Origin of the sequence: Halorientalis marina (genome assembly GCF_023028345.1) — an archaeon.
Lineage (GTDB): Archaea > Halobacteriota > Halobacteria > Halobacteriales > Haloarculaceae > Halorientalis > Halorientalis marina.
In genome coordinates, this window is sequence record NZ_CP095487.1 from 686155 (window position 1) to 710328 (window position 24174).

A 24174-nucleotide genomic window follows, 5' to 3' on the forward strand; every position below is an offset into this window, starting at 1 on the left:
GCGCCGCTCAGAGCGCGTTCTCGACCGCGCTCGCCACGCTCCGAGCTTTCTCCGCAAGGTCCGCGGGGACGTTCCCCGCGGCTTCCGCTTGGTCGAGTTCGTCGTCGTCGACCCGCTCGACCGAACCGTCCCCGTGTTTCACCACGTCGACGTGCAGATCGACGTACCGGACGGCGTCGGGGAAGATTTCGACGGGCGTACAGACGTTGACGTAGGTTCCCTTCCGCTCGCCGTCGGCGTCGCGGTACACCGTCGCGTACCACCAGCGCCCCTCCTTGAACTTCGTGACGGCCACGTCGCCGGCCTCGCGGTCGGTCCCGAGCGCGTCGTAGGTCCCGCCCGGCGACATCTCCCGCCGGACGGTCACCGTGCCCGACGAGTCCCACTCGGCGACCTCGCCCTCGCCCAGTTCGACCAGTCGGCCGTCGGGCTTCCCGTGATCGATGGCGAGGCTGTCGCCGGCCTGCGGGCCGAACTGCCGCGTCACGACCTCGAAGGGCATGTCGCCGTCCTCGACGGTCGCCTCGGTACCGCAGATCGCCTCCACGAAGTCGACGGCGGCACTCGCGGCCTCGGCACCGGCTTTGATCCGGTGGTGGCCGGGCATCGTCGCCACCACGTCGCCGCGCACGTCGTCGAGTTCGAACCGCGACTCGCGCCCGAACCAGCACCACCGCGTCGCCGACCCCGCCCAGACCTGGCGGGGCGCGCCCTCCGCCGGGTCCGGCGCGTCGGCGAGCGCCGCGTCCAGGTCGGCGGCGCGCTCGTTCCTCGCCGCGAGCGCCGCGTCGAGCGCGTCGAACTCCGCGTCGTCGGCCAGCCAGCCCCACCGGACTGCCCAGCCGTCGCGTGGGTCTGCGGGAATGAGGTCTACCACGTCGGCGGCACCGGTGCCGCGCCCGGTCGACCCGCCGCGGACTAGCCGTGCGAGCGACCCCGGTAGTTCGAGCGTCGTATCGAGCAGGGGGCGGTCGAACTCCCACGGCGCCGCCGGCTCCCGGACCTGCACGCGCAGGCGGTCGCCCTCCTCGATCCGGTCGTCGCTGTTCCCGAACGGGAGCCATCCCTCGGCGTCCCCGAGGTCGACGACCGCGCCGCTGCCGAGCGTGTCCGTCACCCGCCCGTCGAACACCGCGTCCCGTGGCGCGGGATCCGCCCAGACCAGCGCGTCGAGGCCCACGTCCCCGAGCACCTCGGCCACCGTCGTGACCGCCTCGGCGTCGCCGACGACGCCCACCCCCTGCCGATCCGGGGTCGTCTCGATACCGGCCTCGGCGGGGCGCAGCGGGAGGTCGGCCTCGAACCGCTCGGCGATGGCGTCGGAGGCCTGCACGACCCGGAGGTCGTCGTGGCCCTCGAACAGGGCGGTCAGGGCCGTGCTGTAGATGCCACGGACCCTGACGTTCATGGGGCGTCCCGGTCCGTCGCGAACCGCACGCGGTCGTTCACCGTGTCCCCCAGTCGCAGTTCCACCACGTCGTCGCTCAGGACGCGCCCCCCCTCGACGGGTACCCCCCAGCCCTCGAACTTCAGATAGCCCCGCAGGTCCGCGGCGTGCGTGTAGAGGTCGACGTACTCCACCGTGTGCTCGGCGGTGTCGCCGCTGCTGTGGGCGAGGTCCATGTCGGAGTAGACGGTGGCGAGTCCGTCGAAGAACGCTTCCAGATCGGCCGCGGCGTCCTCGGTGGCCGCGACGACGGCCGCCGACGCGTCCTCGATCTCGGCGGTCGAGAGGCCGGCCTCGCGGAGCGCCCGCTGTGTCCGCTGGTCGAAGTGCATACCCGGGGTTGGCGCGCCGGGTTCCTAAAAGAACCGCGTTAGAACAGGGCGTTCATGATCTGCACGAGGAGGCCGAAGAAGGCCCCGACCGCGACGACCGTTCGCGGGTCGATGCGGATCGCGTTAGTGTCCTCGGCGTCGAAGTACCGGACCAGGCCGGCACTGGACATCAGTCCGCCGCCGTCGCTGCTACCACTCATATCTATCCAATCGCCAGTCCCTCGGTGTAAGCCTTTCGCCTTCGCGTCCCCGGTCGCCCGCTGGGACATCGCCTGCGAGCCGTCGCCATCACCCGGTGAACCAGTGGAAACGCTTATCGGGGACGCAAAGTTAGATTCGACGTAGAGCATCCATGACAGTCACGCTCAAAGATTTCTACGCGGACTGGTGTGGTCCGTGCAAGACGCAGGACCCGATCCTCGAGGAACTCGAGACGGAGTGGGACGAGGTATCGTTCGAGAAGGTCAATGTCGACGAGGAACAGGACGTGGCAAACGAGTACCAGGTCCGCTCGCTCCCGACGCTGATCATCGAGAACGACGACGGCATCGTCGAGCGGTTCGTCGGCGTCACACAGGCCGACGACATCGAGGACGCCCTCCAGAAAGCCAGCGCCTGACTGCAGTTCCCGCGTTCGTTCTCCGGTCCGTGACCCCGGGAGCTCCGCCTACAGCACCTGCCGCTGGCAGGTGCCACAGAGTTTCTCTTCTTTCACGTCGACTTCGCGGACGGTCGGCGAGAAGTTCATGACACAGCGTTTGTTGTCGCAGTGCTCCAGTCCGAGAGTGTGGCCGATCTCGTGGACGACCTCCTTGCGGACCCGGTCGGCGAAGATGTCGTCGGCCGACCGGTTCGAGAAGCCGCCGTCCGAGGAGGTCTGGAGCCGGTACGTCGAGATGACGCTCCCGTTCCCGTCGAGGTAGGCCAGCCCGAAGACGTAGTTTCGACGGCGGTAGAAGAGGTCCTTCGGCGTGATGGCGATGTTCTTCTCGCCGCTCCCGATGCGACTCGCGAGCTCGATGAACTCCTCGGCGCGGTACTGGTCCCGGTTGGCGTCGTAGGACCCGTCAGGCACCGGCTGGGCGTCGTGAACCGTCGCGTCACAGTCGTAGACGGTCCGCAACCCGGCGGAGGCTTCCCGCTTGACGGGGGCGGAGACCTCGCCGACCGGCACGATGTCGACGTGCATGCCAACCCATATGACCGGGCTGCCCATAAACATCCCGCCATGTCGGACTCACGAGACACGCTCGTCGGCTTCCTCGCCCGCTACGACGCCCTCGTCGAGGTCGGGATCGGCGAGCGCCCCGACACCGCCGCTGCCCTCGCCGACCGAGGCTGTGCCGTCACTGCGACCGACGTTCACCGGCGGTCGGTCCCCGACGGCGTGGCCTTCGTCCGCGACGACGTGACCGACCCCGACCCCGCCGTCTACGCCGACGCCGACGCCGTCTACGCGCTGAACTGCCCGCCGGAACTCCAGGCCCCGCTCCGTGCGGTCGCCGCCGACGCCGACGCGGACTGTCTGTTCACCACGCTCGGTGGCGATCCGGCGACCGTCCCCGTTCGCCGGGTGTCGCTTCCGGGCGACCGGACGACGCTGTTCGTGGTCGAGTCAGCTACCCACGCCTGACGGGGCGAGCGTCCGCGCTGTACCGCTGTGAGTGACGCGGCCGGTTTCGGTCAGAAGCGATTTACTCCATGGGAGCGATGGACCGAGTATGCAGGCCGACGCGGTCGTACTGGATATCGACGGAGTGCTCGTCGACGTGGCGGACTCGTATCGCCGCGCAATCGTCGAGTCCGTCGAAGAGGTGTACGGCGAGACCATCCCCCGCGAGGACGTCCAGCAGTTCAAGGATGCCGGGGGGTTCAACAACGACTGGGAACTCACCTACGCGGTCGCGCTCTACATCGTCGCGAGAAACGAGGGGTTCGACCGCGACCTCGACGCCTACACCGACACCATCGAGGCCACGGGCGGCGGCCTCGCCGCTGCCGAGACGGTCGTCTACGACGACGTCGACCCCGACGAGCGCGAGCGCATCCAGAACGTCTGGAACACGGGCCGCCTCCGGGACACCTTCCAGCAGCTCTACCTCGGGGCGGACCTCTACCGCGAACTGGAGGACGGTTACCCCAGCATGGAGACCGAGGGGTACATCCACGACGAACCGGTGCTGGCCGACCCCGACACCATCGACCACCTCACGTCGACTTACGAGGTCGGCGTCCTGACGGGCCGGCCCGCCGCCGAGGCCGAGATCGCCCTCGACCGCGTGGGGCTTTCCCTCCCCGACGAGCGCGTCCACACGATGGACGACTGGGACGGCGGCAAGCCGGAACCGCGCGCCCTGACCGACCTCGCCTTCGAACTCGACGGTCGCGAGGTGGTCTTCGCCGGCGACACGCTCGACGACGTGCGGACCGCGGTCAACGCCGCCGAGGCCGATCCCGGACGCAACTACCGCGGCATCGGCGTCCTCACGGGCGGGCTGACCGGCGACGACGGCCGCCGGAAGTTCGAGGGTGCCGGTGCCGACCTCGTGGTTCCCTCCGTGAACGAACTGCCGAAGGTGCTCACGACGGTCTGAGTCGTCGGAGGCAGAGCGGCCATTTGACAGCCGTCGTCACGTCGGCGTGCTACCGGTTCGTTCCGGCGTGTCGGTACCCGCAACGTCGGCCGGTCGCGCAACGCTTACGGCGCGACGGCCGAACGTGGAGGTATGGAAATCGCACTGCTGGGTGGGACCGGTGACATCGGCGAAGGACTCGCGCTCCGCTGGGCACACGACACCGATCACGAACTCGTGATCGGCTCCCGTGACGCCGAGCGCGCCGAATCGAAGGCCGAGGCCTATGCAGCGGAACTCGACAGCCGCGGCCGCGACGCAGACATCACGGGCGCGGACAACGCCACGGCGGCCGCCGGCGCCGACGTAATCGTCCTCGCGGTCCCGGCCTACCACCTCGCCGACACCATCGACGCCGTCGCGGACGACCTCGACGACGGCGCCGTCCTCGTCACGCCCGCCGTCGGGATGAAACGCGACGAAGACGGCTTCCACTACAATCGTCCGGGCGTCGGGAGCGTCACCGAACTCGCCGCCGAGGCCGCGCCCGAGAGCGCCCCCGTCGTCGGCGCCTTCCACAACCTCCCCGCCGGGCGGCTGGCGAACCTCGACGCCGACCTGGGCATCGACACCGCCATCGTCGGCGACGACGGCGATGCCGTCGAGACCGTCACGGCCGTCGCCGAAGAAATCGAGGGCCTGCGTGCGGTCGACGCCGGCCCGCTCGCCAACGCCCCCGAGATCGAGGCGATCACGCCGCTTCTCATCAACGTCGCCAAGCACAACGACGGGATGCACGACCTCGGTGTGCGGTTCGAGTAACGTCCGGTCGCCCACTCACTACTCGACCATCGGGTCGACCGGCTGGAGGTTCCGCTTGTCGAGATAGCGTTCGAGGTGGCGGACCCGCTCGCCGACCTCGCCGGGCTTGTGGGCGTCGGTGCCGACGACGACCGGCACGTCGCGGTCGGCCAGCGCGTTCAGGAAGTCCGGCGTCGGGTGGAACTCGCCGTACTCCGCGAGCGCGCGGCCGGCGTTGAGTTCCGGGAGGGTCCGCGAGTCGGCGAAGGCAGCGGCCGCGCGCTCGTAGTGGTCGTCGGTCGCCAGGCCGCGGAGCGCGGGGTTGCGCTCGATCACGTCCGGGTGGGCCGCCACGTCGAACAGTTCCGACTCCACGAGCGCGACGAGGCGGTCGAAGTAGTCGTCGACGATGCGCTCGCGCTCGCTCTCGTCTTTGCTCCCGAAGTAGGCCTCGACGTGGACGTTGACGGTTTCGACGTGGTCGATGGCGCCGAGCGTGTAGTCGAAGTCGGCGTCGTCGAGGAAGTCCGCGATGGCTCCCTCCTCGTCGGGGTGGTAGTCCATCTCGACGCCGTCGTAGATGTCGATGTCGGACTCCTCGGCGAGGCGGTCGATGGCCTGTCGGCGGCGCTCGTAGGTCTGATCGAGGTTGAATCCGAGCAGGTGCTTCTGCTCGGTCATCTCCTCGCGGTCCGAGACGTTGCAGTGGTCGGCGATCCCGACCCCGTCCAGCCCGGCGTCCGCGGCCGCCCGGACCATCTGGAACAGGAAGCGGCCGTCGGAGTACGACGAGTGGACGTGATAGTCCCGGTCCATCGCGACGGGGTACCTTGGTCCGTATCCGGCATAACGTATCGTCGCGTTTCGGCGTTCGATGTGGAGTCCCGCGGTACCTACGAGGGAACGAAACTCTCGCCGGGGTACCGAAACCCTGCGCGGCTACCGCCGGACGCGCGTCTCGACGGGGTCGGCGGGCTGGAGGGTGATCCCCGTCTCGAACGCGAGATTCTCGTCGGTCACGGGGTCGAACTCGACGGCGGCGGCGACCGTCGGCAGGACCGTCTTCAGTTCCATCATCGCGAAACGCATCCCGATGCAGTGGCGCGGACCGCCGCCGAACGGGAAGTACGCGTAGTCCGGAAGTCGTTGTTCGAACCCATCGGCCCACCGCTCGGGCCGGAACGTACGGGGGTCGTCGTAGAAGCGGGCGTCACGGTGGACCCGGACCTGTGGGACGCTCACCTTCGTCCCCTCGGGCACGCGGTAGCCGCCGACCGCCACGTCCTCTGTCGCCTCCCGGAAGACGGCGTAGGCCGGCGGATAGAGCCGCAGGGTCTCCTTCACGACCTGCTCGGTGTAGTCGAGTTCGGGCAGGTCCCGAAGCGTCGGCGGGTCGCCGCCGGTGACCGATTCGACCTCCTCGCGGAGCCGCCGGAACCGCTCGGGGTGGTGGCCCAGCGCGTGGCAGGCGTAGGTCAGCGCCAGCGCGGTCGTCTCGTGCCCGGCAAAGAGGAACGTGACGAGCTGGTCGACGATCTCCCGCTCGCTCATCTCGGCACCGTCCGCCCGGGCGGCGAGCAACAGCGAAAGGAGGTCATCGCGCTCGGTCGCGCCGGCCTGTCGCTCGGCGATCAGGTCCGCACAGACCGCTTCGAGGTCGCCCATCGCGTCGTGGAGCCGCCGGTTCGTCGGCGTCGGAAGCCACGCCGGGAAGAAACTCAGGACGCTCCCCGCCCGCGCGTTCAGCGCGGTCGCGGCCCGCGCGACGGCGTCGCCGCGCTCGTCGATGTCCAGGTCGAACAGCGTCCGACAGAGCAACCGGAGCGTCAGCGACGACATCTCCGACTGCAGGTCGAGCCGCTGTCCGTCGCTCCAGTCCGCCACCCGGCTCTCGGCCTCGCTCGCCATCTTCTCGACGTACCCCTCGATTTTCTCCGGCGTGAACGCCCGCTGGAGTAACTGGCGCTGGCGCTGCCACTGCTCGCCCTCCGAGAGGACCAGTCCTTCCTGTGCGTAGTCGCCGAAGACGCTCGCGCGCTCGTCGCCGGTCCAGCGCCGGAACCGGTCGTGGTCCCGGACCAGCACCTGCTCGACGTAGTCGGGGTGCAGGACGGCGGTGAACCGCTGGCCGGCGACGCGGTAGCTCACCACGTCGCCGTGCGTCGAGGCGACCTCCATGAACTCGATGGGGTCACGGAACAGCGCCAGCGTACTCCCCAGCACGGGCACCCCGTCCGGGCCGGGCGCGATGGGCAGGTCGGCGGGCGCCGGCGTCTCCTCCGTCGGCGTCTCCGTCTCGGACTGCGGGGCTGTTTCTGCCATATCTCTGGCTACACCCGCCACGACGAAGGTCGTTTCATCGGCGTACCTAGCGTTTTTAAATAGGCGGCCGTACCGTCGCGCGTGAAGTACCTCGACGTCGTGCTGGATATGCCCCCGGCGTTCCAGCACCCGATGGAGGAGTTCCTGCGTCACGAGGACGCCGTCGAGCGCGAGGAACTGCTCGGCTGGAACCAGAGCCCCGAGGTCGTCGAGTACGCCCTGCTGTACGTCGAGGGCGACATCGAGCCATACCGCGAGCGCATCGACCGCGTCGACTCCGTGCGTGACGTGACGCTCACGCCCATCGACGACGCGTCCTTTTACGCCTACGTCTGCCAGGAGACGCGGGCGGAAGAGGAGGCCTGGCGGCAGTCGTTCGCCCGGCGCAACCTCGTCGTCGTCCCGCCCCTGGTCTTCAGCGACCGCGGTATCCGAATGACCGTCGTCGGCGCCGCCGAGGACCTCCGGGCGCTGCTCTCCGACCTCCCCGACCCCATCGACGTGACCGTCGAGGAGATCGGCGACTACGACCGCCGCCACGCCACCATCGCGGGCGCGCTGACCGACCGCCAGCTCGACGCCGTCGAGGCCGCCGTCGAACTCGGTTACTACGACGTGCCACGGTCTGCGAGCCTCGCGGACGTGGCTGACGCCCTCGACTGTGCCGAGAGCACCGCCTCGAACCACCTCCGGAAGGCCGAGACCCGCGTCATGCGCAGACTGATCGGCCGCGGGACGCCCGAACCTGGCCCGTCGGCGGCACAGGGCAGCCCGCGGCGGTGAGGGGACGAGCATCCGCCGAGGCCCGGAGGGCCGAGGCGGTTCACCGCGAGCGCGCCTCCGGCGCGACTCGCGGGTCGTTTTTATACTAAATTTTTGCAAAGGGGGTTCGCCGCAGGCGAATCCCCCTGCAGTAAAAATTTAGCTGGTGAAAATTTAGTTGTAGTAGTACTCGCCCGACTTCTTCTGCTCGCGGTCGAGCTGTGAGCCGGGCTTGTTGACGCGGGGGCGCTTGGTGCGTTCGTCCCGGCGGAAGGTGATGTCGAGGTTGCCGAGGAACTCGTTCATGCCCTCGCGCATGGGCTGGGGCGTCGAGGCGTGGCCGTGGTCGGCGGGCTCGCCGTCGAAGACGAGCAGGCGGTCCGAGAGGAGGTCGATCATGTAGATGTCGTGGTCGATGACCAGCGCGGTGGCGTCGTGGTTCTCGGCGTACCGCCTGATTGCGGAGGTCGCGAGCACGCGCTGTTCCACGTCGAGGTGGGCGGAGGGCTCGTCGAGGAGGTAGAGGTCGGCGTCCTCGGAGAGACAGGCGGCGATGGCGACGCGCTGGCGCTCCCCGCCGGAGAGGTCGGTGAGGTTCTGCTCCATGATCGGGTCGATCTGGAGCGGCTGGGCGATCTCGGTGTTCCAGTACGAGGAGCCGAAGTCGTCGGTGATCGACCGGAGGAAGGCGTCGACCCGCATGTGCTGGTCGATCTCGATGTACTGGGGCTTGTAGGCGATGTCGAGGTCCTGGTCGATCTCGCCCTCGTCGGGTTCCAGTCGGCCGGCGAGCAGTTGGGCGAACGTCGACTTCCCGATCCCGTTGGGGCCGACGACGCCCAGCACTTCGGCCTCGTTGATCTGACCGCCCTCGACTTCGAGGGTGAACTCGCCCTCGCCGTAGGACTTGGTGAGCGCTGGGTACTCGACGGCGACGTTGCCGGCCGAGACCTGCCGTGGGGCGTGTTCCTCGAAGGTGATCGCCTCCTCGCGGATGCGCATGTTCTCGTTCTCGAGGTAGCCCGAGAGGTACTCGTTGATGCCGTTGCGGACGGACTTGGGGGGCGTGATGACGCCGAACGCGCCCGGCCGCCCGTACGCGAGGTGGACGCCGTCGGCCAGCAGGTCGAGGATGGCGAGGTCGTGCTCGACGACGAGCATCGACCGGTCCGCCGACTCGGCGAGTTCGCGGATGATCCGCGCGGCGGTCACCCGCTGGCCGATGTCGAGGTAGGGCGTGATCTCGTCGAGGAAGTAGAAGTCGGCGTCGCGGGCCAGCGTCGCGGTCATCGCCACGCGCTGGAGCTCGCCGCCGGAGATGGAGTCGATGTCCTGGTCGAGGACCGGCCCGATGCCGAACCGCTCGACGAGATCGTCGAGCGCGCCGCGCTCGTCGGTCCGTTCGAGGAGCTGGCGGGTCTTCCCGTCGAAGCGGTCGGGAATCTTGTCGACGTACTGCGGCTTGCGGGCGACGGTCACGTCGCCGTCGCGTAGCTCTTCGAGGTAGGTCTGGAGTTCCGTGCCCCGGTACTCCTCGAGGACCGCCTCCCAGTCGGGGTCGGTGTCGAATCGCCCGAGGTTGGGCATCATCTCGTCGGCGAGGATGCGGACGGCGGTCGTCTTCCCGATGCCGTTCGGGCCGAGGATGCCGGTGACCTGCCCCTCCTCGGGGGCGGGCAGGCCGTAGAGGGAGAAGGCGTTCTCGCCGTAGCGGTGGACGGGGTCGTCGTCGAGTTCCTGCGGGAGGTTGATGATCTCGATGGCATCGAACGGGCACTTCTCGACGCAGATGCCACAGGTCTCGCCGAGACAGATCTCCTCGGAGATGTGGATCTGGTCGGGGCCGCCCTCCATCCGGTCGGCGTCCTCGAACCGTTCCTCCTGGGTGACGATACACTCCTTGCCCGTCCGGTTGGGCGGGCAGAAGTTGGCACACTCGTAGTTGCACCTGTCGGGTTGGCACTTGTCGAGGTCGACGACGGCGATGCTGTCTTCGGCCATGTTAGAACGGGAGCGTGGTCCGGGTCGTCAGCATGACACCCCAGGCGACGAACCAGAGGGAGAAGGTCATGAAGCCGACGTAGAGGTAGTCCTTCGCGGAGAAGTCCTCGACGTCGATGCCCAGCACCTGCAGGACGGGGAGCTGGGCGAGGATCGCTCCGACGAGCACGTACAGCGCGGTGTTGCTGGACGCGGCTGTGACGGGGTCCTGCCCGGCCGTCACCACTTGCGAGACGACCGCGGCCGCGATGCCGGCGACCGCCGCCAGCGTCGTGACGGTCACCCCGCGGATGTGGGCCGCGCGCTCGTCGGCCGTTTCCGTTGCCATAGGCGACAGTGGGCCATCCGGCCTAAAAAGCCGTTCGTTGTCGCCCGACGCCGGCGGCGCCCGCTTCGGGCGCGGTCGGCGGGACCCTCCCGGGCACCGCCGGCGAGGTGGTCGCGTCGGCCCCGTCGCCGCCCGCCGCCCGGCGGGCGACGCCTGACGGCGAAGGTCCCGATTTCGGCGGCCTCTCGCCTCAGTCCATCAATCTTTATAGACCAGGCGCCCGTCCAACGAGGTGATGGCAGAAACCGACGGGGAGACTATCGCGGACCTTCCACCGAGCGCGAAACTCGTCTACAAGGTACTCGAGTACAACGGCCCGCTTACGCAGAAGGGGATCGTCGAAGAATCCATGTTGTCCGCCCGGACGGTCAGGTACGCACTCGAGCGTCTCGAAGAGGTGGGGGCCGTCGACGAAGACGTCTACTTCGCCGACGCGCGTCAGAACCTCTACGAGATCGTCACCGAAGACGACGGCACCGCCGAACAGACCGACACCGCCGTTTCCGACTGAGGACCCGTTTTCGGGGCGAGCGACTACTCTTCCCCGGTTCGGATTTCCCGACCACCAGCCACTGCGCCGTCCACCCTCCCGACGCCGGTGGTGAAATACGCGATTACAAGAGGATTTATCCCTGACGAGGTGCATACGTTTAGATAAGATGGGAATAGGTACCGGAAACTGTGTTGAATACGTCGAGAAAGTGGACGAAAAAGCGAAAATAGTCGGCGAAGCCGTCGGGTCCACGGGAGTGTCCGATGGCGACTGACGGGCGCCCGTCCGGTGGCGACGTGCCGCCGAAACTGCGGCTCTTCTGCCCGGCGTGTGGGCACGAGAACCCGCTCGACGGCGACTGGCTCGTCCGGGAGCGGGCCGCCGGCGTCGCCTACGAGTGCCCGGAGTGCGAGACGGAGATCGCCGACCGCACGGCGATTCCGACGTAACGGCCGCTCCCGACGGTCGCGACCCGCTCTCTGCTCACGGGCGCGAAGCGCCCGTTCGCACGGTATGCGGGACCTTCGGTCCCGCACTACTCGCAAAAGATGGGGCAAAACTGCCGCTCGCTCCCGATGGTCGTTCGCGGTCCTACGAGGGCACGACGGTGATCGTCTTTCCGCGGTCGATGGCCTGCTCCAGTTCCTCGGCGATGGCGCTGCCCCGCGAGACCTGAATCTCCCCGCCGCGGGAGACCGTCGCGGTGAAGAGGTAATCGCCGTCGGCCTGGACCTCGACGGTGTCGCCGGCGTGGCCTTCGAGCGGGATACGGACGTGCCGTGAGGTGATCTCGGGGGTGACGATCTCGCCGGCGCCGCCGGGACCGCTCGCGCTGGCGCCGTCACTGCCGTCGGCCGGCCCCTTCCCGGCGGGACGCTCGCTGAACGTCCGCACGTCGATGTCGATGCCCAGGCGGTTCTCCACGTCCGAGATGCGGCCGCCGCCCTTGCCGATGACCTGCGAGATGTCGTCGTCCTCGACCCAGACGACGGCGGTGTTCGCGTCCCGGAGTTCGACCTCGACGTGGCCGCGTGCGATGGACCGAATCTCGCGTTCGACCTCCTGTTTCGCGATGCGGTCGACCCCCGTCTCCCGGCCGCCGCCCCCGTCCTCGTCTTCGCCGATGGGGACGGTGACGACCTGGCGGTTGAACGTGTAGATCTCGTACTCGGGCCGCCCGGTCTCGAAGTCCCGGATCATGATGACCGGCCGCGCGAGGTCCTCCTCCATCAGGCCCTCGGGGACCTTCACCTCGGTCGAGACGTCGTAGACCTTCTCGACTTTCCCGGCCTCGATGTAGACGACGGTGTCGACGACCTGCGGAATCATCCCGAGTTCGACGCGGCCGACGAGCCGTTGGAGGGAGTCGATGGCGCGAGTGGCGTGGACGACGCCGATCATGCCGACGCCGGCCAGGCGCATGTCGGCGAAGACCTCGAAGTCGTCGGTCTTGCGGACCTCGTCGTAGATGGTGTAGTCCGGCCGGACCATCAACAGCGAGTCGGCGGTCTTGTCCATCCGCCCGTCGAGTTCCGTGTACTGCGTAATCTCCGGCCCGACCTGCAGGTCCCGTGGTTTCTCCATGGTCTTGACCGCGAAGTCCGAATCGGCGAGGAACTCGGCGACGGCCTGGGCGAACGTGGACTTCCCGGCCCCGGGCGCCCCGGAGATGAGGACGCCGCGCTGGTGGTCGGTGAGCCGCTCGCGGAGGTCGTCGGCGAAGGCGTAGTCGTCGAGGTCGGTCTTGGCGATGGGCCGAACGGCGGTGATCTCGTAGCCGTCGGCGAATGGCGGCTCGGCGATGGCGATGCGCATGTCTCGGAACTGGACGATTGTCATGCCCGGCTCCGCCAGCTCGATGAACCCGTCGGGGCTGGCGCGGGCGCTGTTCTCGATCTCCTGGGCCCACTCCTTGAGCTGGTCCTCCGAGGAGACCTGCTCGTGGATCGTCTCGTAGTGCATATCGCCGAGTTCGCCCCGCTTCGCCATCGGCTGGACGCCGGTCTTGAGGTGGAGGCTCATCGTCGTCTCGTCGAAGAAGTCCTCGATAGCGAGTTCGCCCACCTCCGTGTCGCGGTCCTCGGTCTTCGGTTCGACGTACTCGGTGGCGATGCCTTTCGCGCCCGCGACCTCGCTCTGGACGATGTCGGAGGTGAAGAGGGTCGCGTCGTACTCCTCGGCGATGTCGCGGATGAGGGCGTCGATGTCGCCCTCGCTGGCGTTGTGCTTCTCGACGGCGTCGGGCCGCCGGCCGACGTACTCCAGGCTGATCTCCCCGTCGTCGGCCATGTCCGCGAGCCGCTGGAGCTCCGAGAGGCCGTCCCACCCGCTCTCGCGGCCCTCGTTGGCCTGTGACTCCAGCTCGCCGACGACCGCCTCCGGGATGTAGACCGTGGCGTCGGCGAACTCCCCGGCGTCGACGTGTTCGGACACGCGGCCGTCGACGACCACGCTCGTGTCCGGTACGATTTCCATGTCTCGTCTTGGGAGGGCGCCACTGATAAGGGTCGTGATGGCGGTGCTGGTGGCGACGCTGCTCCCATCGACCGAGTCCGCGCCGCCGGCCGCCCGCCCCGCTCCCGACCGGCAGGTCTTAGCCGCCCACGGCCGAGCCCCTTCCTGTGAGCGATCGCTGGCTCTACGCCTGGGGCGTCGGCTCCGTCGCCTTCGGCGGCGCCTCGCTGCTCGTCCCGCTGTACATCGTCCAGCTCGGCGCTGGCGCGGTCGAACTGGGCGTGCTGGCCGCGACGGCCGCGCTCGTCGGTGCGCCCGGCGCCATCGTCTTCGGCCGGCTCGCCAACCACGTCCGCTACCGCCGGTCGCTGGTCCTCGTGACGCTCGTCGGCGTCGCCGCCACGCTCGCGGTCGTCCCGCTCGTGACCGACATCGGGCTGGTCATCGCCGTGAACGCGGTGCTGTGGCTGCTCGTGGCCGCCGTCGGCCCGGTCCTGACGATGCTCGTCGTCGACGACGCCCCCGAACGCGAGTGGGACGTGCGGATCGGCCGCCTGAACAAGCACCAGGGCTACGGCTGGGCCGGCGGCCTCGTCCTCGGGACGGCGTGGCCCCTCCTCGGGAGCCGGCTGGCCGGCCCCGCCGACGGCACGCGACTCCTGTTCTGGGTCCTCGCGGCCGGCGCCGCCGCGAGCGCGGTCGGCGCCGCGCGCACCCTCCCGCGGCCGCCGGCGGCCGCCCACGTCGAGACCGACCGCGCCGCACGAAAGGTCGCCCGCCTCGTCGCCACCTCCCGCCGCGGCATCCGGGGCGCGACGTTCGTCTTCATGCCCAACCAGCTCTACTGGGCGACGCGCGGCCTCGACCCGCGGCGGCTCCGCGCCCGGCTCGACTCGGCGCTGGCCACGTACTTCGTCGCCGCGGCCTGCTTCCTGACCGGCTCGGCGGCCTTCTGGGCGCCGCTTCCCCTCTTCCTGACCGACGCCGGCTTCGATTCCGGACGGGTCTTCCTGTTGTATCTCGTCGCCAGCCTGGGCTCGGCCGCGCTCTACGGGGGCGCCGGCCGCCTCGCCGCGCGGTACGACCTGCGGCACCTCCTCTCGACGGCGCTCGTCGTCCGCGGCGTCTGCTTCCCGCTGGCCGCCGTCGCCATCGCGCTCGGCACGGCCTCGGTCGCGCTCGGCTCGGCCGCGCTCATCCTGGCCCTGCTCGGGCTGACGTGGGCGGTCATGCTCGTCGTGGGAACGGCCGTCGTCACGCGGCTCGCGCCGCCGCAGGCCCGGGGTGACGTGCTCGGCGCCTACACCGCACTGGGCGCGGTCGCGGGCGGCATCGGCGGCGTCCTCGGCGGCTGGCTGGCGACGTTCGGCCCCGCCGTCGCCTTCGGCGCCGCGGGCGGGCTCGTCGGCCTCGGCGCCGTGCTCGTCCTCGCCGTTCGGGCGCTCGCCGGCGCCGACCGTGTCGCCGCTCCGGCGGACGAGACCGAGCGGACTGGGGACGTTCCCGGCGGCCCGCCGACGGAGTGAGCCCGCCGCTCAGATTTCCTCGATCTCGAAGTCGGCCGCGTACCAGTCCAGCGCGAGGACGACGACGGCCCCCACCACGGCCACGCCGGCGAAGGTGAGCGCCACTTCCGTCGAGAAGCCGACCTCGCTCCGGACCTCGGCGACCGGTGCCCGGAGCGCGCCGACGACGAGGGCGACGAGGAAGGCAAGCGTCACCTCGCGGTTCCGGTCCAGCGCGTACCGGACGACCCGCGAAATCGTGAACAGCCCAACGAGGCCGCCGACGATGAACGTCACGATGACCGGGGCCTGCGTCCCGACGGCGTCGCTCGACCCGCCGGTGACCGCGCCCGCGACTCCGCTGACGAACTCCGAGAGGGCGGTCGAGAGCCGGGTGTACTGCCCGAGGATGACGAGGATGAGCGACCCGGAGAGCCCGGGAAGGATCATCGCGCTGACGGCGACGGTGCCGGCCAGGAAGACGACGGGGAGGCCGCCGCCCAGCAGCCCCTCCGCCTCGCCCGAGAGGAGGAAGGCGACGGTGAAGCCCGCGACCGCGGCGGCGCCCGCCGCGACCGTCCGGATCGAGATGGCCCGCAGGAGCACCACGGCGGAGGCCGCGATGAGGCCGAAGAAGAAGCCGAAGAGGACGACCGGCGCGCTCTCGTCCAGGACGTGGACGGCGCGGGTGACGACGATGACGGCGGTGAGGATACCCCCGAGCAGGGCGACGAGGAACCAGCCGTCCACCTCGTCGAAGATCCCGACCGCACGACGGACGGAAATCCCTCCGTCGAGCGGCGTGAGCGCACGGAGGAAGCCGAGGACGCGGCCGGGCGTGACCGCGGTGACGGCGGTGATGAGTCGCTCGTAGATGCCGGCGATGAGGGCGATGGTCCCCCCCGAGACCCCGGGAACGGCGTCGGCCGAGCCCATGAAGATCCCGATCAGGTACGTCGACGCCCACTCCCGGAGCGGCGGGACCGACTCCCGGAGCGTCGGGCGCTCCTCGGTCGCGTGGTCCGACGATGACGACATTCACTCGGTGTTCTACGAACACCGACAAGTCTCTTGGGAAAGGCCCCGAGCTTTTGCCGTCCCCGCTCGCACCGCAGCGTATGGACGCCAACGCGCTCACGCGAGACCTCGTCTCCATTCCCAGCCACGAGTCGGAGGCCGCCGCCGGCGACGCTATCGAGCGGTGGCTCCGCGAGCATACCGACGCCGACGTGACTCGCGACGACGCCGGCGCGGACGAGGGCCGCGGCGGCAACGTTTTCGCCCGCAAGGGCGACGGCGACACCACCCTCGCATTCGTCGGCCACCACGACGTGGTGCCCCCGGACGACGAGCAGGTCGACGCCGATGGGCAATACGTCGTCGAGGAGCGCGACGGCCGCTTCTACGGCCGTGGCACGGCCGACATGAAGGGCGCGCTGGCGGCCGCGATGTGTGCCTTTCGCGACAGCGACCCGGCCTGCGAACTCGTCTTCGCCTCGTTCGTCGGCGAGGAGGTCGGCGGCGTCGGCGCACAGTATGCAATAGACCGGGGGTTCGCGCCCGACTACGCGGTCGTCGGCGAGGGGTCGACGGGCTACTCCGGGGCGGGCGTGACCGACGTGGCGGTGGCACACAAGGGCCGGCGCGGGAGCACGATCACGGCCCACGGTGAGGCCGCTCACGCCAGCGAGGTCGATCAGGGCGACAACGCCATCTACCGCGCGACGGACGCCATCGACGTCGTTCGCGACCTCGATTTCCCGTCGACGACGGTGCTCGGCCACGAACTGCGCGGGAGCGTCGCGGTCACGGAGATCGAGGGCGGGAGCGCCTGGAACGTCGTCCCGGAACGGTGCGAGGTCACGGTCGACGAACGGACGGTGCCGGACGAGCGCGCGGACCTGGGGCGCGTCGAAACCATCGAGGGTGTCGAGTGGACCGTGGACCAGGACCTCCCGCCGATGGCCTGTGGCGACGCCGACTTCGCGGACACGGTTCTCGCGGCCGCCGACGCCGCCCAGGACGGGACGCCCGAACACGTCGTCAAGCCGCACGCGACCGACGCGGGCTGGCTCGCACGGGCCGGCACTGACTGCGTGATCTGTGGCGTCGCGGAACCCGGCGAGGCCCACACCGCGACCGAGAGCGCCTCCCTGGCCGTCGTCGAGCGCTGTGCCGAGATCTACCAGCGGCTGGCCGAATCGGTCGACGGCTGACTCAAACGCGGGTTTGTCCCTCCGCCAGTGCTTTTCCCCGACGGGGCGATGGTCCGACCACGATGCCCTCCAGACGACGATTCCTCGGCTCCCTCGCGCTCGGCGGAGTCGCCCTCGCCGGGTGCGTGAACCGCGCGCCGACCGACGCCGAATCGGCCGACGGGAATGCCGCGACGACGGCGACCGACCCCGCGACGACTGCAGGCTCCTCGCCGACGGCGACGGTCGATCCGACGACCGACGCGCTGGCTGCCGCGAGCGAGGACGATAGCGGCCCGCTCCGCCCTGACGGCGACCCGATCTCGGTCGAGCGGACGATCACCGACCCCGAACTGGACTACCTCCCCGAGGAAGACGCGGTGCGGTATCCCGCCTACTACCGTCGGACGGGCCGGGGACCGGAGGGCCAGCCGACGCGGACGACGATCTACGAGACGACGCCGTTCGCGGACTGGGCCGCGACGGAGACGGCGTCGGTCGCCGCCGACGAAGTGAGTGCCGTCGCCGACGAGCGCCTCGCGGGCGACCCGACGCTCAGCGTCGGTATCACGAACCGCGAGGGGGAGATGGCGGTCACGGCCGAACTGACGACCACACTGAACCGCGATGGGACGGTCGTCTCGGAACCGTCGACCGACTTCGAACGCGTCGTCGCCGCCGTGCCGCGGTCCGTCGACACCACGATCCACTTCGAGGGAGAGACGGCTACGCGGACGGTGCCGGTGTGGGTCGGTGAAATGACGATCCAGTACGACTAGAACAGGTCGCTGGGGTCGGCCCCGGTCTCGCCTTTGCGCTCGACGATGAGGTCTTTCAGCGCCTCGCCGAGTTCGGACTCGTTGGGGAGGGCGTGGATTTCGCAATCGAACTCGATTTCGTCGGTTTTCATGCGGGATTCGATGGTGTAGGCGTGCGTCTGGAACGGGCCGAGCTGTTCGGTGACGATCTCCATCAGCGCCATGTCCATGTCGGCGACGAACTCCGGGGGCGTGTGCTCGACGCTGGTCTGGAGGACGTTCGCCCAGCCGTCGATGAACCCCGAAGTCATGATGTTACACAGCTCCTCCAGGGCGCTCTCGTGCATCCCGGTGAGTCCCTCGCCGTCGGGCTCCATCGGCATCATCGCCTCCGCGATGTTGGCCGCCGACGCCTCCCGGAAGAGGATGACGAGGTGGCCGGAAGGTGTCCCCTCGAACTCGACGGTCGTGCCGACGTAGTCGCCCTCCTCCAACTGCCCCGAGATGTCGTCGATAGGGGTGAAACTGACGCCCGCGATGTCGGTCTCGGTCTCGATGCCGGTCATCTGGGTGACGCGGTCGGCCGCGGCGGTCGTGCCCTCGCGGGTCAGGTCGCTGAACACCGAGAGCTTGTCGAGCGGGACCGTCTCCACCGTGTCCGCGTCCTCGAACAGCGACCCCTCGTCGGTCCCGAAGCCGTCGTCGCCGTCGTCGTTCGCCGTCCCGAAGCCGTCCGTGTCGTCGGCGTCGCCCATGCCGAAGGCGCCGTCGGCGCCGCCGTCCTCGGTGCTGGTGGCGTCCGCTTCGCTGCCGCCGAACGCGCCGTCGGAGCCGCCGAAGGCTCCTGCGTCGGCGCCCCCGGCGTCGGTCGCGAAGGGGTCCGACCCACCGTCCGCCTCCGCGCTGCCGTCGCTCGCGTCCCCCGTCGCGAAGGGGCCGTCGGCCGTGTCGTCCGCGGCGTCACCGTCGGCGGCCACACCGTTCTCGCGAACCTCGCCGTCCGCGTCCGCGGACTGCGTTTCGCTGTCCTCGCCGTCCGCGTCCACGATTGCCTCCTCCTCGATCGTCAGGAGCTGTTCGAGCGACCCGCGGTCGGGCGCGAGATAGATCGTGATGCTCCCCGGCGACTGGAGCCAGTGGACGGTACTCTGGAAGATGGGTGCGCTATCGGTGTCCTCGCTGATCGCCTCGAAGGAGAACTCGTGTGTCGTCGGGTCCGTGATTCTGGTCCGGTCGCCGACGGTCAGTTCGCCGCCGATGTGTCGCTCCCAGTCGCTGACGAACTCCGTCATCATCGCCGTCACGAGGTCGGTCGCGTCGTCCGGGTCCTGGATGGTCTCGCGGAGTCGCTCGCGCGCGACGGGGTCGATGGCGACCAACACCGTCCCGGACAGCGGCCCGGCCAGTTCGTACTGGAGACACTCCTCGCTGGCGCCGAGCAGGTCCGCGACGATGTCCCGCCGACTCGCCAGCATGATCTTCGTCGCCCCGATGTGCGTGCTGGCACCGACCGCGGTCGCGAGTGCATCGCTCGCGCGCTCGGCCGCGTCGCGTGTGAGGAGATTCAACCGCTCCAGTGAGTCTGTGTCGACGTTCATTGTCCTGTCGGCGTCCCGCGACCACGCCGTCTGGTCCCGCCGGCCCGTCGTCACCGGGCCGAACGGACTCGCTACCGTGGAATCTATCCATTCTCCTTGTAGTGTCTTTCGCCATCATTTTCAATTGTGGTAATTGGGCGCACGCGTTCGCGGTGGCGCGGTGGCGGCGAGGGGGTGACAGCGACCTTCGCCGCGGGCGCGGCTTCTATAGGCGTCCCGGCCCAACCCCGGTGCATGGCTACGGATTCGACCGCCGACGCGGGGGAGACCTACGAGGCGCTCGTCGAGCACGTCACGCGGATGACGAACGTCGGGAACGCCGCCGGCCTCCTCAACTGGGACCAGCAGGTGATGATGCCCGACGCGGGGACGCCCGCCCGCTCACAGCAGACGGCCGCCCTCTCGGCGGTCCACCACGAGATGCTCACCGACGACGACCTCGCGGACTCCCTCGACGCCCTGGACGGCGCCGACCTCGACGACGAGCAGGCGGCCGTCGTCCGCGAGGTCCGCCGTGAGCACGAGCGCGCGACGCGCGTCCCCGGCGACCTCGTCGAGGAGATTTCCGAAACGTCCTCCAACGCCCTTCCGGTCTGGCAGGAAGCCAAACGGGAGGACGACTTCGAGCAGTTCGCGCCCACGCTGGAGAAACTGGTCGAACTGAAACGGGAGTACGCCGAACACATCGACCCCGACCGGGACCCATACGCCGTCCTCTTCGAAGAGTACGAGCCGTACCTCGGGCTGGACACCGCCGAGCGCGTCCTCGAACGCCTCCGGGACGAACTCGTCCCGCTCATCGACGAGATCAGCGACAGCGACGCCGACCTCGCCAGCCCCTTCGAGGGCACCTACGACGAGGCCGCTCAGGAGGAACTGGTCCGTGACGCGCTCGACACCCTCGGCTACGACTGGGACCGGGGCAGACTGGATACGGCACCCCACCCCTTCTCGATGGGGACGCAGTTCGACGCCCGCGTCACGACGCGGTTCACCCCCGAGGACCCGCTCGACGCGCTCGGGTCGACCATCCACGAGTTCGGCCACGCCACCTACACGCAGGGGCTCCCGCAGGAACACTACGGCACGCCGCTTGGCGAATCCCGGGACCTCTCGGTTCACGAGTCCCAGTCACGGCTCTGGGAGAACCACGTCGGACGCTCGCGGCCGTTCATGGATCTCTTCGCCCCGACAGTCAACGACCACCTCGGGACCGACGTCTCCTCCCGCGAACTGTACGAAGCGGCCAACCAGATTTATCCGGACAATCTCATCCGCGTCGAGGCCGACGAACTCACCTACCACCTCCACATCATCCTCCGGTTCGAGATCGAGCGCGACCTGATCAGCGGCGACCTCGACGTCTCCGAGGTCCCGCAGGTGTGGAACGACAAGATGGACGAGTACCTCGACGTCCGCCCCGACAGCGACAGCGAGGGCTGTCTCCAGGACATCCACTGGACCAACGGCGCGTTCGGCTACTTCCCGACCTACTCGCTGGGGAGCGTGCTGGCCGCCCAGATCTTCGCCGCCGCCGAGGACGACCTCGGAGGCCTGGACGAGGACGTTCGCGCCGGCGAGTTCGACCCGCTCCGGGAGTGGCTCGTCGAGAACGTCCACCGCCACGGCTGTCGGTACACCACCGACGACCTCGTCCGCGAGGCCACCGGCGAGGCCTTCACCGCCGACCACTTCCTCGACTACGCTCGCGGGAAGTTCGGCGACCTCTACGGGCTGTGAAGCGCGCGGGGAACGGCCTCGCTCGCGGTCGTGTGCGGCGGTCGTCACGACCCCGTCGCTTATTCGCCAGGCACGCGTAGGCGTGGTCATGAGCGACCTGAACCTCGATCCGACGCAACTGGACCGCTACTCCCGGCACATCATCATGGAGGACATCGGGCCGGCGGGACAGAAGGCGCTGCTCGATACCGACGTGCTCGTGGTCGGCGCCGGCGGCCTCGGCTCGCCCGTCGTCCAGTACCTCGCGGCCGCCGGCGTGGGGACGCTCGGCATCGTCGACGACGACGTCGTCGAGCGGAGCAATCTCCAGCGTCAGATCGTCCACGCCGACGCCGACGTGGGCCGGCCCAAGGTCGACTCCGCCGCCGAGTACGTCGCCGACCTCAACCCCGATATCACCGTCGAACCCCACGAGACGCGGCTCGATGCCGACAACGTCGAATCGATGCTCGCCGAGTACGACTTCGTCGTCGACGCCAGCGACAACTTCGAGACGCGCTTTCTGGTCAACGACGCCTGCACGCTCGCCGGCATCCCCTTCGCCCACGGCGCGATCTTCCGCTTCGAGGGCCAGATAACCACCTTCACCGGCGAGGACGGCCCCTGCTACCGCTGTCTGTTCCCCGAGGCACCGCCCGCGGGCACGATCCCCGATTGCTCGGAGGCCGGCGTCCTCGGCGTGCTCCCCGGGACCGTCGGCTGTATCCAGGCCACCGAGGCCGTCAAGTGGATCCTCATGGACGCCGGCCTGATCGAGAACGCCGAACTCCTCGACGGCCGGATGGTCTTCTACGACGCGATGGACACCACCTTCGAGGAGATTCCCGTCCGCCAGCGCCCCGACTGCCCCGTCTGTGGCGACGATCCCGCCATCGCCTCCGTCCACGACGTGGAGTACGTCGACACCTGCGCCATCGCCGCCGACTGAGCCGCTCGTCGCACCCTACCCGGCCGCTCCTGTTTTCGTTCGTGAAAATCGGGCGCGTATATTTATGTATCCGATTTCGCTACTGACAGGTATTCCCCATGTCGACGTCCGCACCACGGTTCCCGCTCCCGACGTTCTCGGTTTCACCCCCGTCGTACACAGATCTCGTCGCCGCGCTGGTGTTCGTCTGGGGCGTCGGCGACGCGGTCTCGACGCTCGTCGCGCTCGCGCTCACCCGCGACCTCTCGCTGGAGGCGAACCCCCTGGTGCGGGCGCTGCTCGCACAGACGCCGCTTCTCCTGCTCGTCATGAAGGCCGCGGTCGCACTGGTCGTCGGCGTCGCGCTGTTGCGGTGGCGCGACCCCATCCAGTCGGTCCCGCTGTGGCGCCCCTGGATGGTCGGCGTCCTCGGCCTCGGCACCGCCATCGTCGTCTCGAACCTCTACGTCGGCCTCGTCGCAGTGCTGTGAGTCAGGCGACGCCGACGGCTTCTCGCGCGAACCGCTCGCCCGTCCAGCGCCAGGCTCCAACGACGGGCTCCGCACCGGCGAGGTCGACGATGACGTAGGCGTACCCTGCCCACGTCGCCTGCGCCGCGTCGGTCTCGCTCGGCCGGGGCGGCCCCGCCGGGTGTGAGTGGTAGAACCCGACCACGTCCAGCCCCTCGTCCTCGATTCCCTCCATCAGCGCGAATTGTTCCGTGGGGGTGAGTTCGTACCGGGTCCGCGGGGTCGCGGCCGCGTTCTCCGCCCGTCGGGCGACCGTCGCGTGGCTCTCGTCGGCATCGTGTGTCCCGCCGAGCACGCCACAGACCTCCGCGGGTGCACCCTCGCGGGCGTGAGCGACCAGTTCGTCGTAGACCGCCCGATCCACCGTGAGCATCTACGCGACGACCTCGGCGAACGGGCGGGCGATCTCCGCCGGCGGGGCGTCGAACGCCTCGGGGTGGAGCAGGCCTGCCAGGTGCTCCAGCGTGTCCACGAGCCGCGGCCCCGGGCGGTTCACGTAGTGGTGCCCGTCCATCGCGTACGCGCGTCCCTCGGCGACGGCCGTCAGTTCCGCCCACCCCTCGCGGTCGGTGAGATCGGCGCGGTTCTCGGCGGTCTGGTCGAGTCCGAACCCACAGGGTGCGGCCACGAGGACCTCGGGGTCGTACTCGCGGACCGTCGTCCACTCGTGGGGTTCCGAGCGGGCGCCGGGGTCGGCCATACCGTACTCCCCGCCGGCCATCCGCACCATCTCGGGGATCCAGTGGCCGGCGACCATCACGGGATCCAGCCAGTCCAGCACGGCCACGCGGGGGCGGTCCTCGACCTGTGTTCGCACCGTTTGCTCGACCGCCTCGACGCGCGCCCGGAGGTCGGCGACCACCTCCCGGGCCCGCTCGCTCCGGCCGACCGCGTCCCCGATCCGCTCGATGTCGGTGAAGACGTCCGCCAGGCTGTGGGGGTCGGTCGTCAGGACCGCCGCGTCCAGTCCCAGGCGGTCGACTGCCGCCTCGACCAGCACCTCGTCGACCGCGCACACGTCACAGATGCCCTGCGAGACGATCAGGTCCGGGTCCAGCATGGCGAGCGTCTTGTCGTCGATCTCGTAGACGCCCGTTCCCTCGGCCTCGGCCGCCGCCACCTGGTCGTTTATCTCGCCGCTCGACGCCTCGGGGTCGACCCGCGAGCGGTTCACGGCCGGCTGCTCGGCGGCCTCGGGCGGGTAGTCACACTCGTGGGAGACGCCGACGGGTTCCAGCCCGAGGGCGTAGACGATCTCCGTCGCCGACGGCAGGAGCGTGACGACCCGGGGGTCGGTGTTCGGTGCCATCCCCTCCGTCTAGGGCGGACTGCCGGATGAATCTGTGGGGGCCGCGTGGCCGGAACCGCCCAATCGCCTCCGGCGGCACACACGTCGTCGGCCGCTGTCGCATCAGAGACGGTTTAGGC

General features: G+C 69.4%; 26 protein-coding genes. 13 read left to right on the forward strand and 13 right to left on the reverse strand.

Annotated features, from left to right (window positions below):
* Positions 1–7 precede the first annotated feature (7 nt).
* From MUG96_RS03675 to MUG96_RS03685, 3 genes are read right to left on the reverse strand one after another with little or no spacing between them, the layout of a single operon-like run.
* The gene (locus tag MUG96_RS03675; RefSeq protein ID WP_246986605.1) at positions 8–1408 is read right to left on the reverse strand and encodes a ribonuclease FAU-1 family protein; all 1401 of its coding nucleotides are present in this window, start codon (positions 1406–1408) and stop codon (positions 8–10) included.
* Complete coding sequence (locus MUG96_RS03680) at positions 1405–1779, reverse strand: DUF7532 family protein (protein ID WP_246986607.1); 375 nt, start codon at positions 1777–1779, stop codon at positions 1405–1407. Before MUG96_RS03680 ends, MUG96_RS03675 begins: the two co-directional genes overlap by 4 nt.
* Positions 1780–1817: 38 nt before the next feature.
* Positions 1818–1979: a preprotein translocase subunit Sec61beta gene (locus MUG96_RS03685; protein WP_246986609.1), complete on the reverse strand. Its 162-nt coding sequence runs from the start codon at positions 1977–1979 to the stop codon at positions 1818–1820.
* A 152-nt stretch (positions 1980–2131) separates the two neighbouring features.
* Here MUG96_RS03685 and MUG96_RS03690 point away from each other — a divergent pair, with 152 nt between their 5' ends.
* Positions 2132–2398, forward strand: coding sequence for a thioredoxin family protein (locus MUG96_RS03690; protein WP_246986611.1), 267 nt, complete (start codon positions 2132–2134; stop codon positions 2396–2398).
* Positions 2399–2446: 48 nt separating this feature from the next.
* Here the strand turns inward: MUG96_RS03690 and MUG96_RS03695 are convergent, their stop codons facing one another.
* On the reverse strand, positions 2447–2968 hold the full coding sequence (locus MUG96_RS03695) for an archaemetzincin family Zn-dependent metalloprotease (protein ID WP_246986613.1): 522 nt from the start codon (positions 2966–2968) through the stop codon (positions 2447–2449).
* A 39-nt stretch (positions 2969–3007) separates the two neighbouring features.
* Here MUG96_RS03695 and MUG96_RS03700 point away from each other — a divergent pair, with 39 nt between their 5' ends.
* From MUG96_RS03700 to npdG, 3 genes are all read left to right on the forward strand, one after another.
* Positions 3008–3412, forward strand: coding sequence for a UPF0146 family protein (locus MUG96_RS03700; RefSeq protein ID WP_246986615.1), 405 nt, complete (start codon positions 3008–3010; stop codon positions 3410–3412).
* Positions 3413–3500: 88 nt separating this feature from the next.
* A complete protein-coding gene (locus MUG96_RS03705) occupies positions 3501–4373 on the forward strand; it encodes a TIGR01548 family HAD-type hydrolase (protein WP_246986617.1) in 873 nt (290 codons plus the stop codon).
* Between the two features lie 132 nt (positions 4374–4505).
* Complete coding sequence (gene npdG, locus MUG96_RS03710; RefSeq protein WP_246986619.1) at positions 4506–5174, forward strand: NADPH-dependent F420 reductase; 669 nt, start codon at positions 4506–4508, stop codon at positions 5172–5174.
* Between the two features lie 18 nt (positions 5175–5192).
* Here npdG and MUG96_RS03715 read toward each other — a convergent pair whose 3' ends face one another.
* Together MUG96_RS03715 and MUG96_RS03720 are read right to left on the reverse strand one after the other, a co-directional pair.
* A complete protein-coding gene (locus MUG96_RS03715) occupies positions 5193–5969 on the reverse strand; it encodes a PHP domain-containing protein (RefSeq protein WP_246986622.1) in 777 nt (258 codons plus the stop codon).
* A gap of 123 nt (positions 5970–6092) precedes the next feature.
* Complete coding sequence (locus tag MUG96_RS03720; protein ID WP_246986624.1) at positions 6093–7475, reverse strand: cytochrome P450; 1383 nt, start codon at positions 7473–7475, stop codon at positions 6093–6095.
* Between the two features lie 81 nt (positions 7476–7556).
* On the opposite strand from MUG96_RS03720, the gene MUG96_RS03725 reads away from it, so the two are divergent.
* Complete coding sequence (locus MUG96_RS03725; protein ID WP_246986626.1) at positions 7557–8258, forward strand: helix-turn-helix domain-containing protein; 702 nt, start codon at positions 7557–7559, stop codon at positions 8256–8258.
* A gap of 153 nt (positions 8259–8411) precedes the next feature.
* Here MUG96_RS03725 and MUG96_RS03730 read toward each other — a convergent pair whose 3' ends face one another.
* Together MUG96_RS03730 and MUG96_RS03735 are read right to left on the reverse strand one after the other, a co-directional pair.
* A complete protein-coding gene (locus MUG96_RS03730) occupies positions 8412–10238 on the reverse strand; it encodes a ribosome biogenesis/translation initiation ATPase RLI (protein ID WP_246986628.1) in 1827 nt (608 codons plus the stop codon).
* Between the two features lies 1 nt (position 10239).
* On the reverse strand, positions 10240–10566 hold the full coding sequence (locus MUG96_RS03735) for an EMC6-like membrane protein (protein ID WP_246986630.1): 327 nt from the start codon (positions 10564–10566) through the stop codon (positions 10240–10242).
* 235 nt (positions 10567–10801) lie between these two features.
* On the opposite strand from MUG96_RS03735, the gene MUG96_RS03740 reads away from it, so the two are divergent.
* Positions 10802–11077 (forward strand): MarR family transcriptional regulator, encoded by a 276-nt coding sequence (locus MUG96_RS03740; protein ID WP_246986632.1) that lies wholly within the window; start codon positions 10802–10804, stop codon positions 11075–11077.
* A 245-nt stretch (positions 11078–11322) separates the two neighbouring features.
* Positions 11323–11508, forward strand: coding sequence for a DUF8106 domain-containing protein (locus tag MUG96_RS03745; protein WP_246986634.1), 186 nt, complete (start codon positions 11323–11325; stop codon positions 11506–11508).
* Between the two features lie 142 nt (positions 11509–11650).
* Here MUG96_RS03745 and MUG96_RS03750 read toward each other — a convergent pair whose 3' ends face one another.
* On the reverse strand, positions 11651–13534 hold the full coding sequence (locus MUG96_RS03750; protein ID WP_246986636.1) for a PINc/VapC family ATPase: 1884 nt from the start codon (positions 13532–13534) through the stop codon (positions 11651–11653).
* A gap of 146 nt (positions 13535–13680) precedes the next feature.
* On the opposite strand from MUG96_RS03750, the gene MUG96_RS03755 reads away from it, so the two are divergent.
* The gene (locus tag MUG96_RS03755) at positions 13681–15039 is read left to right on the forward strand and encodes an MFS transporter (protein WP_246986639.1); all 1359 of its coding nucleotides are present in this window, start codon (positions 13681–13683) and stop codon (positions 15037–15039) included.
* Positions 15040–15048: 9 nt separating this feature from the next.
* Here MUG96_RS03755 and MUG96_RS03760 read toward each other — a convergent pair whose 3' ends face one another.
* Positions 15049–16056 (reverse strand): DUF368 domain-containing protein, encoded by a 1008-nt coding sequence (locus tag MUG96_RS03760; protein ID WP_246986641.1) that lies wholly within the window; start codon positions 16054–16056, stop codon positions 15049–15051.
* A gap of 80 nt (positions 16057–16136) precedes the next feature.
* On the opposite strand from MUG96_RS03760, the gene MUG96_RS03765 reads away from it, so the two are divergent.
* A complete protein-coding gene (locus MUG96_RS03765) occupies positions 16137–17234 on the forward strand; it encodes a M20 family metallopeptidase (RefSeq protein WP_246986643.1) in 1098 nt (365 codons plus the stop codon).
* A 62-nt stretch (positions 17235–17296) separates the two neighbouring features.
* Positions 17297–17992 carry a twin-arginine translocation signal domain-containing protein gene (locus MUG96_RS03770; protein WP_246986645.1) on the forward strand — a complete coding sequence of 232 codons (696 nt, stop codon included), beginning with the start codon at positions 17297–17299 and terminating at the stop codon, positions 17990–17992.
* Here the strand turns inward: MUG96_RS03770 and MUG96_RS03775 are convergent.
* Positions 17989–19569: a chemotaxis protein CheX gene (locus MUG96_RS03775; RefSeq protein WP_246986647.1), complete on the reverse strand. Its 1581-nt coding sequence runs from the start codon at positions 19567–19569 to the stop codon at positions 17989–17991. The genes MUG96_RS03770 and MUG96_RS03775 overlap by 4 nt on opposite strands.
* Positions 19570–19803: 234 nt before the next feature.
* Between MUG96_RS03775 and MUG96_RS03780 the strand changes: the two genes are divergently transcribed.
* The 3 genes from MUG96_RS03780 (at position 19804) to MUG96_RS03790 (ending at position 22707) form a co-directional block, all read left to right on the forward strand.
* Entirely contained in the window at positions 19804–21309 is a 1506-nt protein-coding gene (locus tag MUG96_RS03780; RefSeq protein WP_246986649.1) for a carboxypeptidase M32, read from the forward strand.
* An 88-nt stretch (positions 21310–21397) separates the two neighbouring features.
* Positions 21398–22237, forward strand: coding sequence for an SAMP-activating enzyme E1 (gene ubaA, locus MUG96_RS03785; RefSeq protein ID WP_246986651.1), 840 nt, complete (start codon positions 21398–21400; stop codon positions 22235–22237).
* A gap of 98 nt (positions 22238–22335) precedes the next feature.
* Complete coding sequence (locus tag MUG96_RS03790) at positions 22336–22707, forward strand: DUF5658 family protein (protein WP_246986653.1); 372 nt, start codon at positions 22336–22338, stop codon at positions 22705–22707.
* A 1-nt stretch (position 22708) separates the two neighbouring features.
* On the opposite strand, the gene MUG96_RS03795 is transcribed toward MUG96_RS03790, so the two are convergent.
* Both MUG96_RS03795 and MUG96_RS03800 read right to left on the reverse strand, forming a co-directional pair.
* Complete coding sequence (locus MUG96_RS03795; RefSeq protein ID WP_246986654.1) at positions 22709–23119, reverse strand: desampylase; 411 nt, start codon at positions 23117–23119, stop codon at positions 22709–22711.
* A complete protein-coding gene (locus MUG96_RS03800; RefSeq protein ID WP_246986656.1) occupies positions 23120–24055 on the reverse strand; it encodes a cobalamin-binding protein in 936 nt (311 codons plus the stop codon).
* Positions 24056–24174 lie beyond the last annotated feature (119 nt).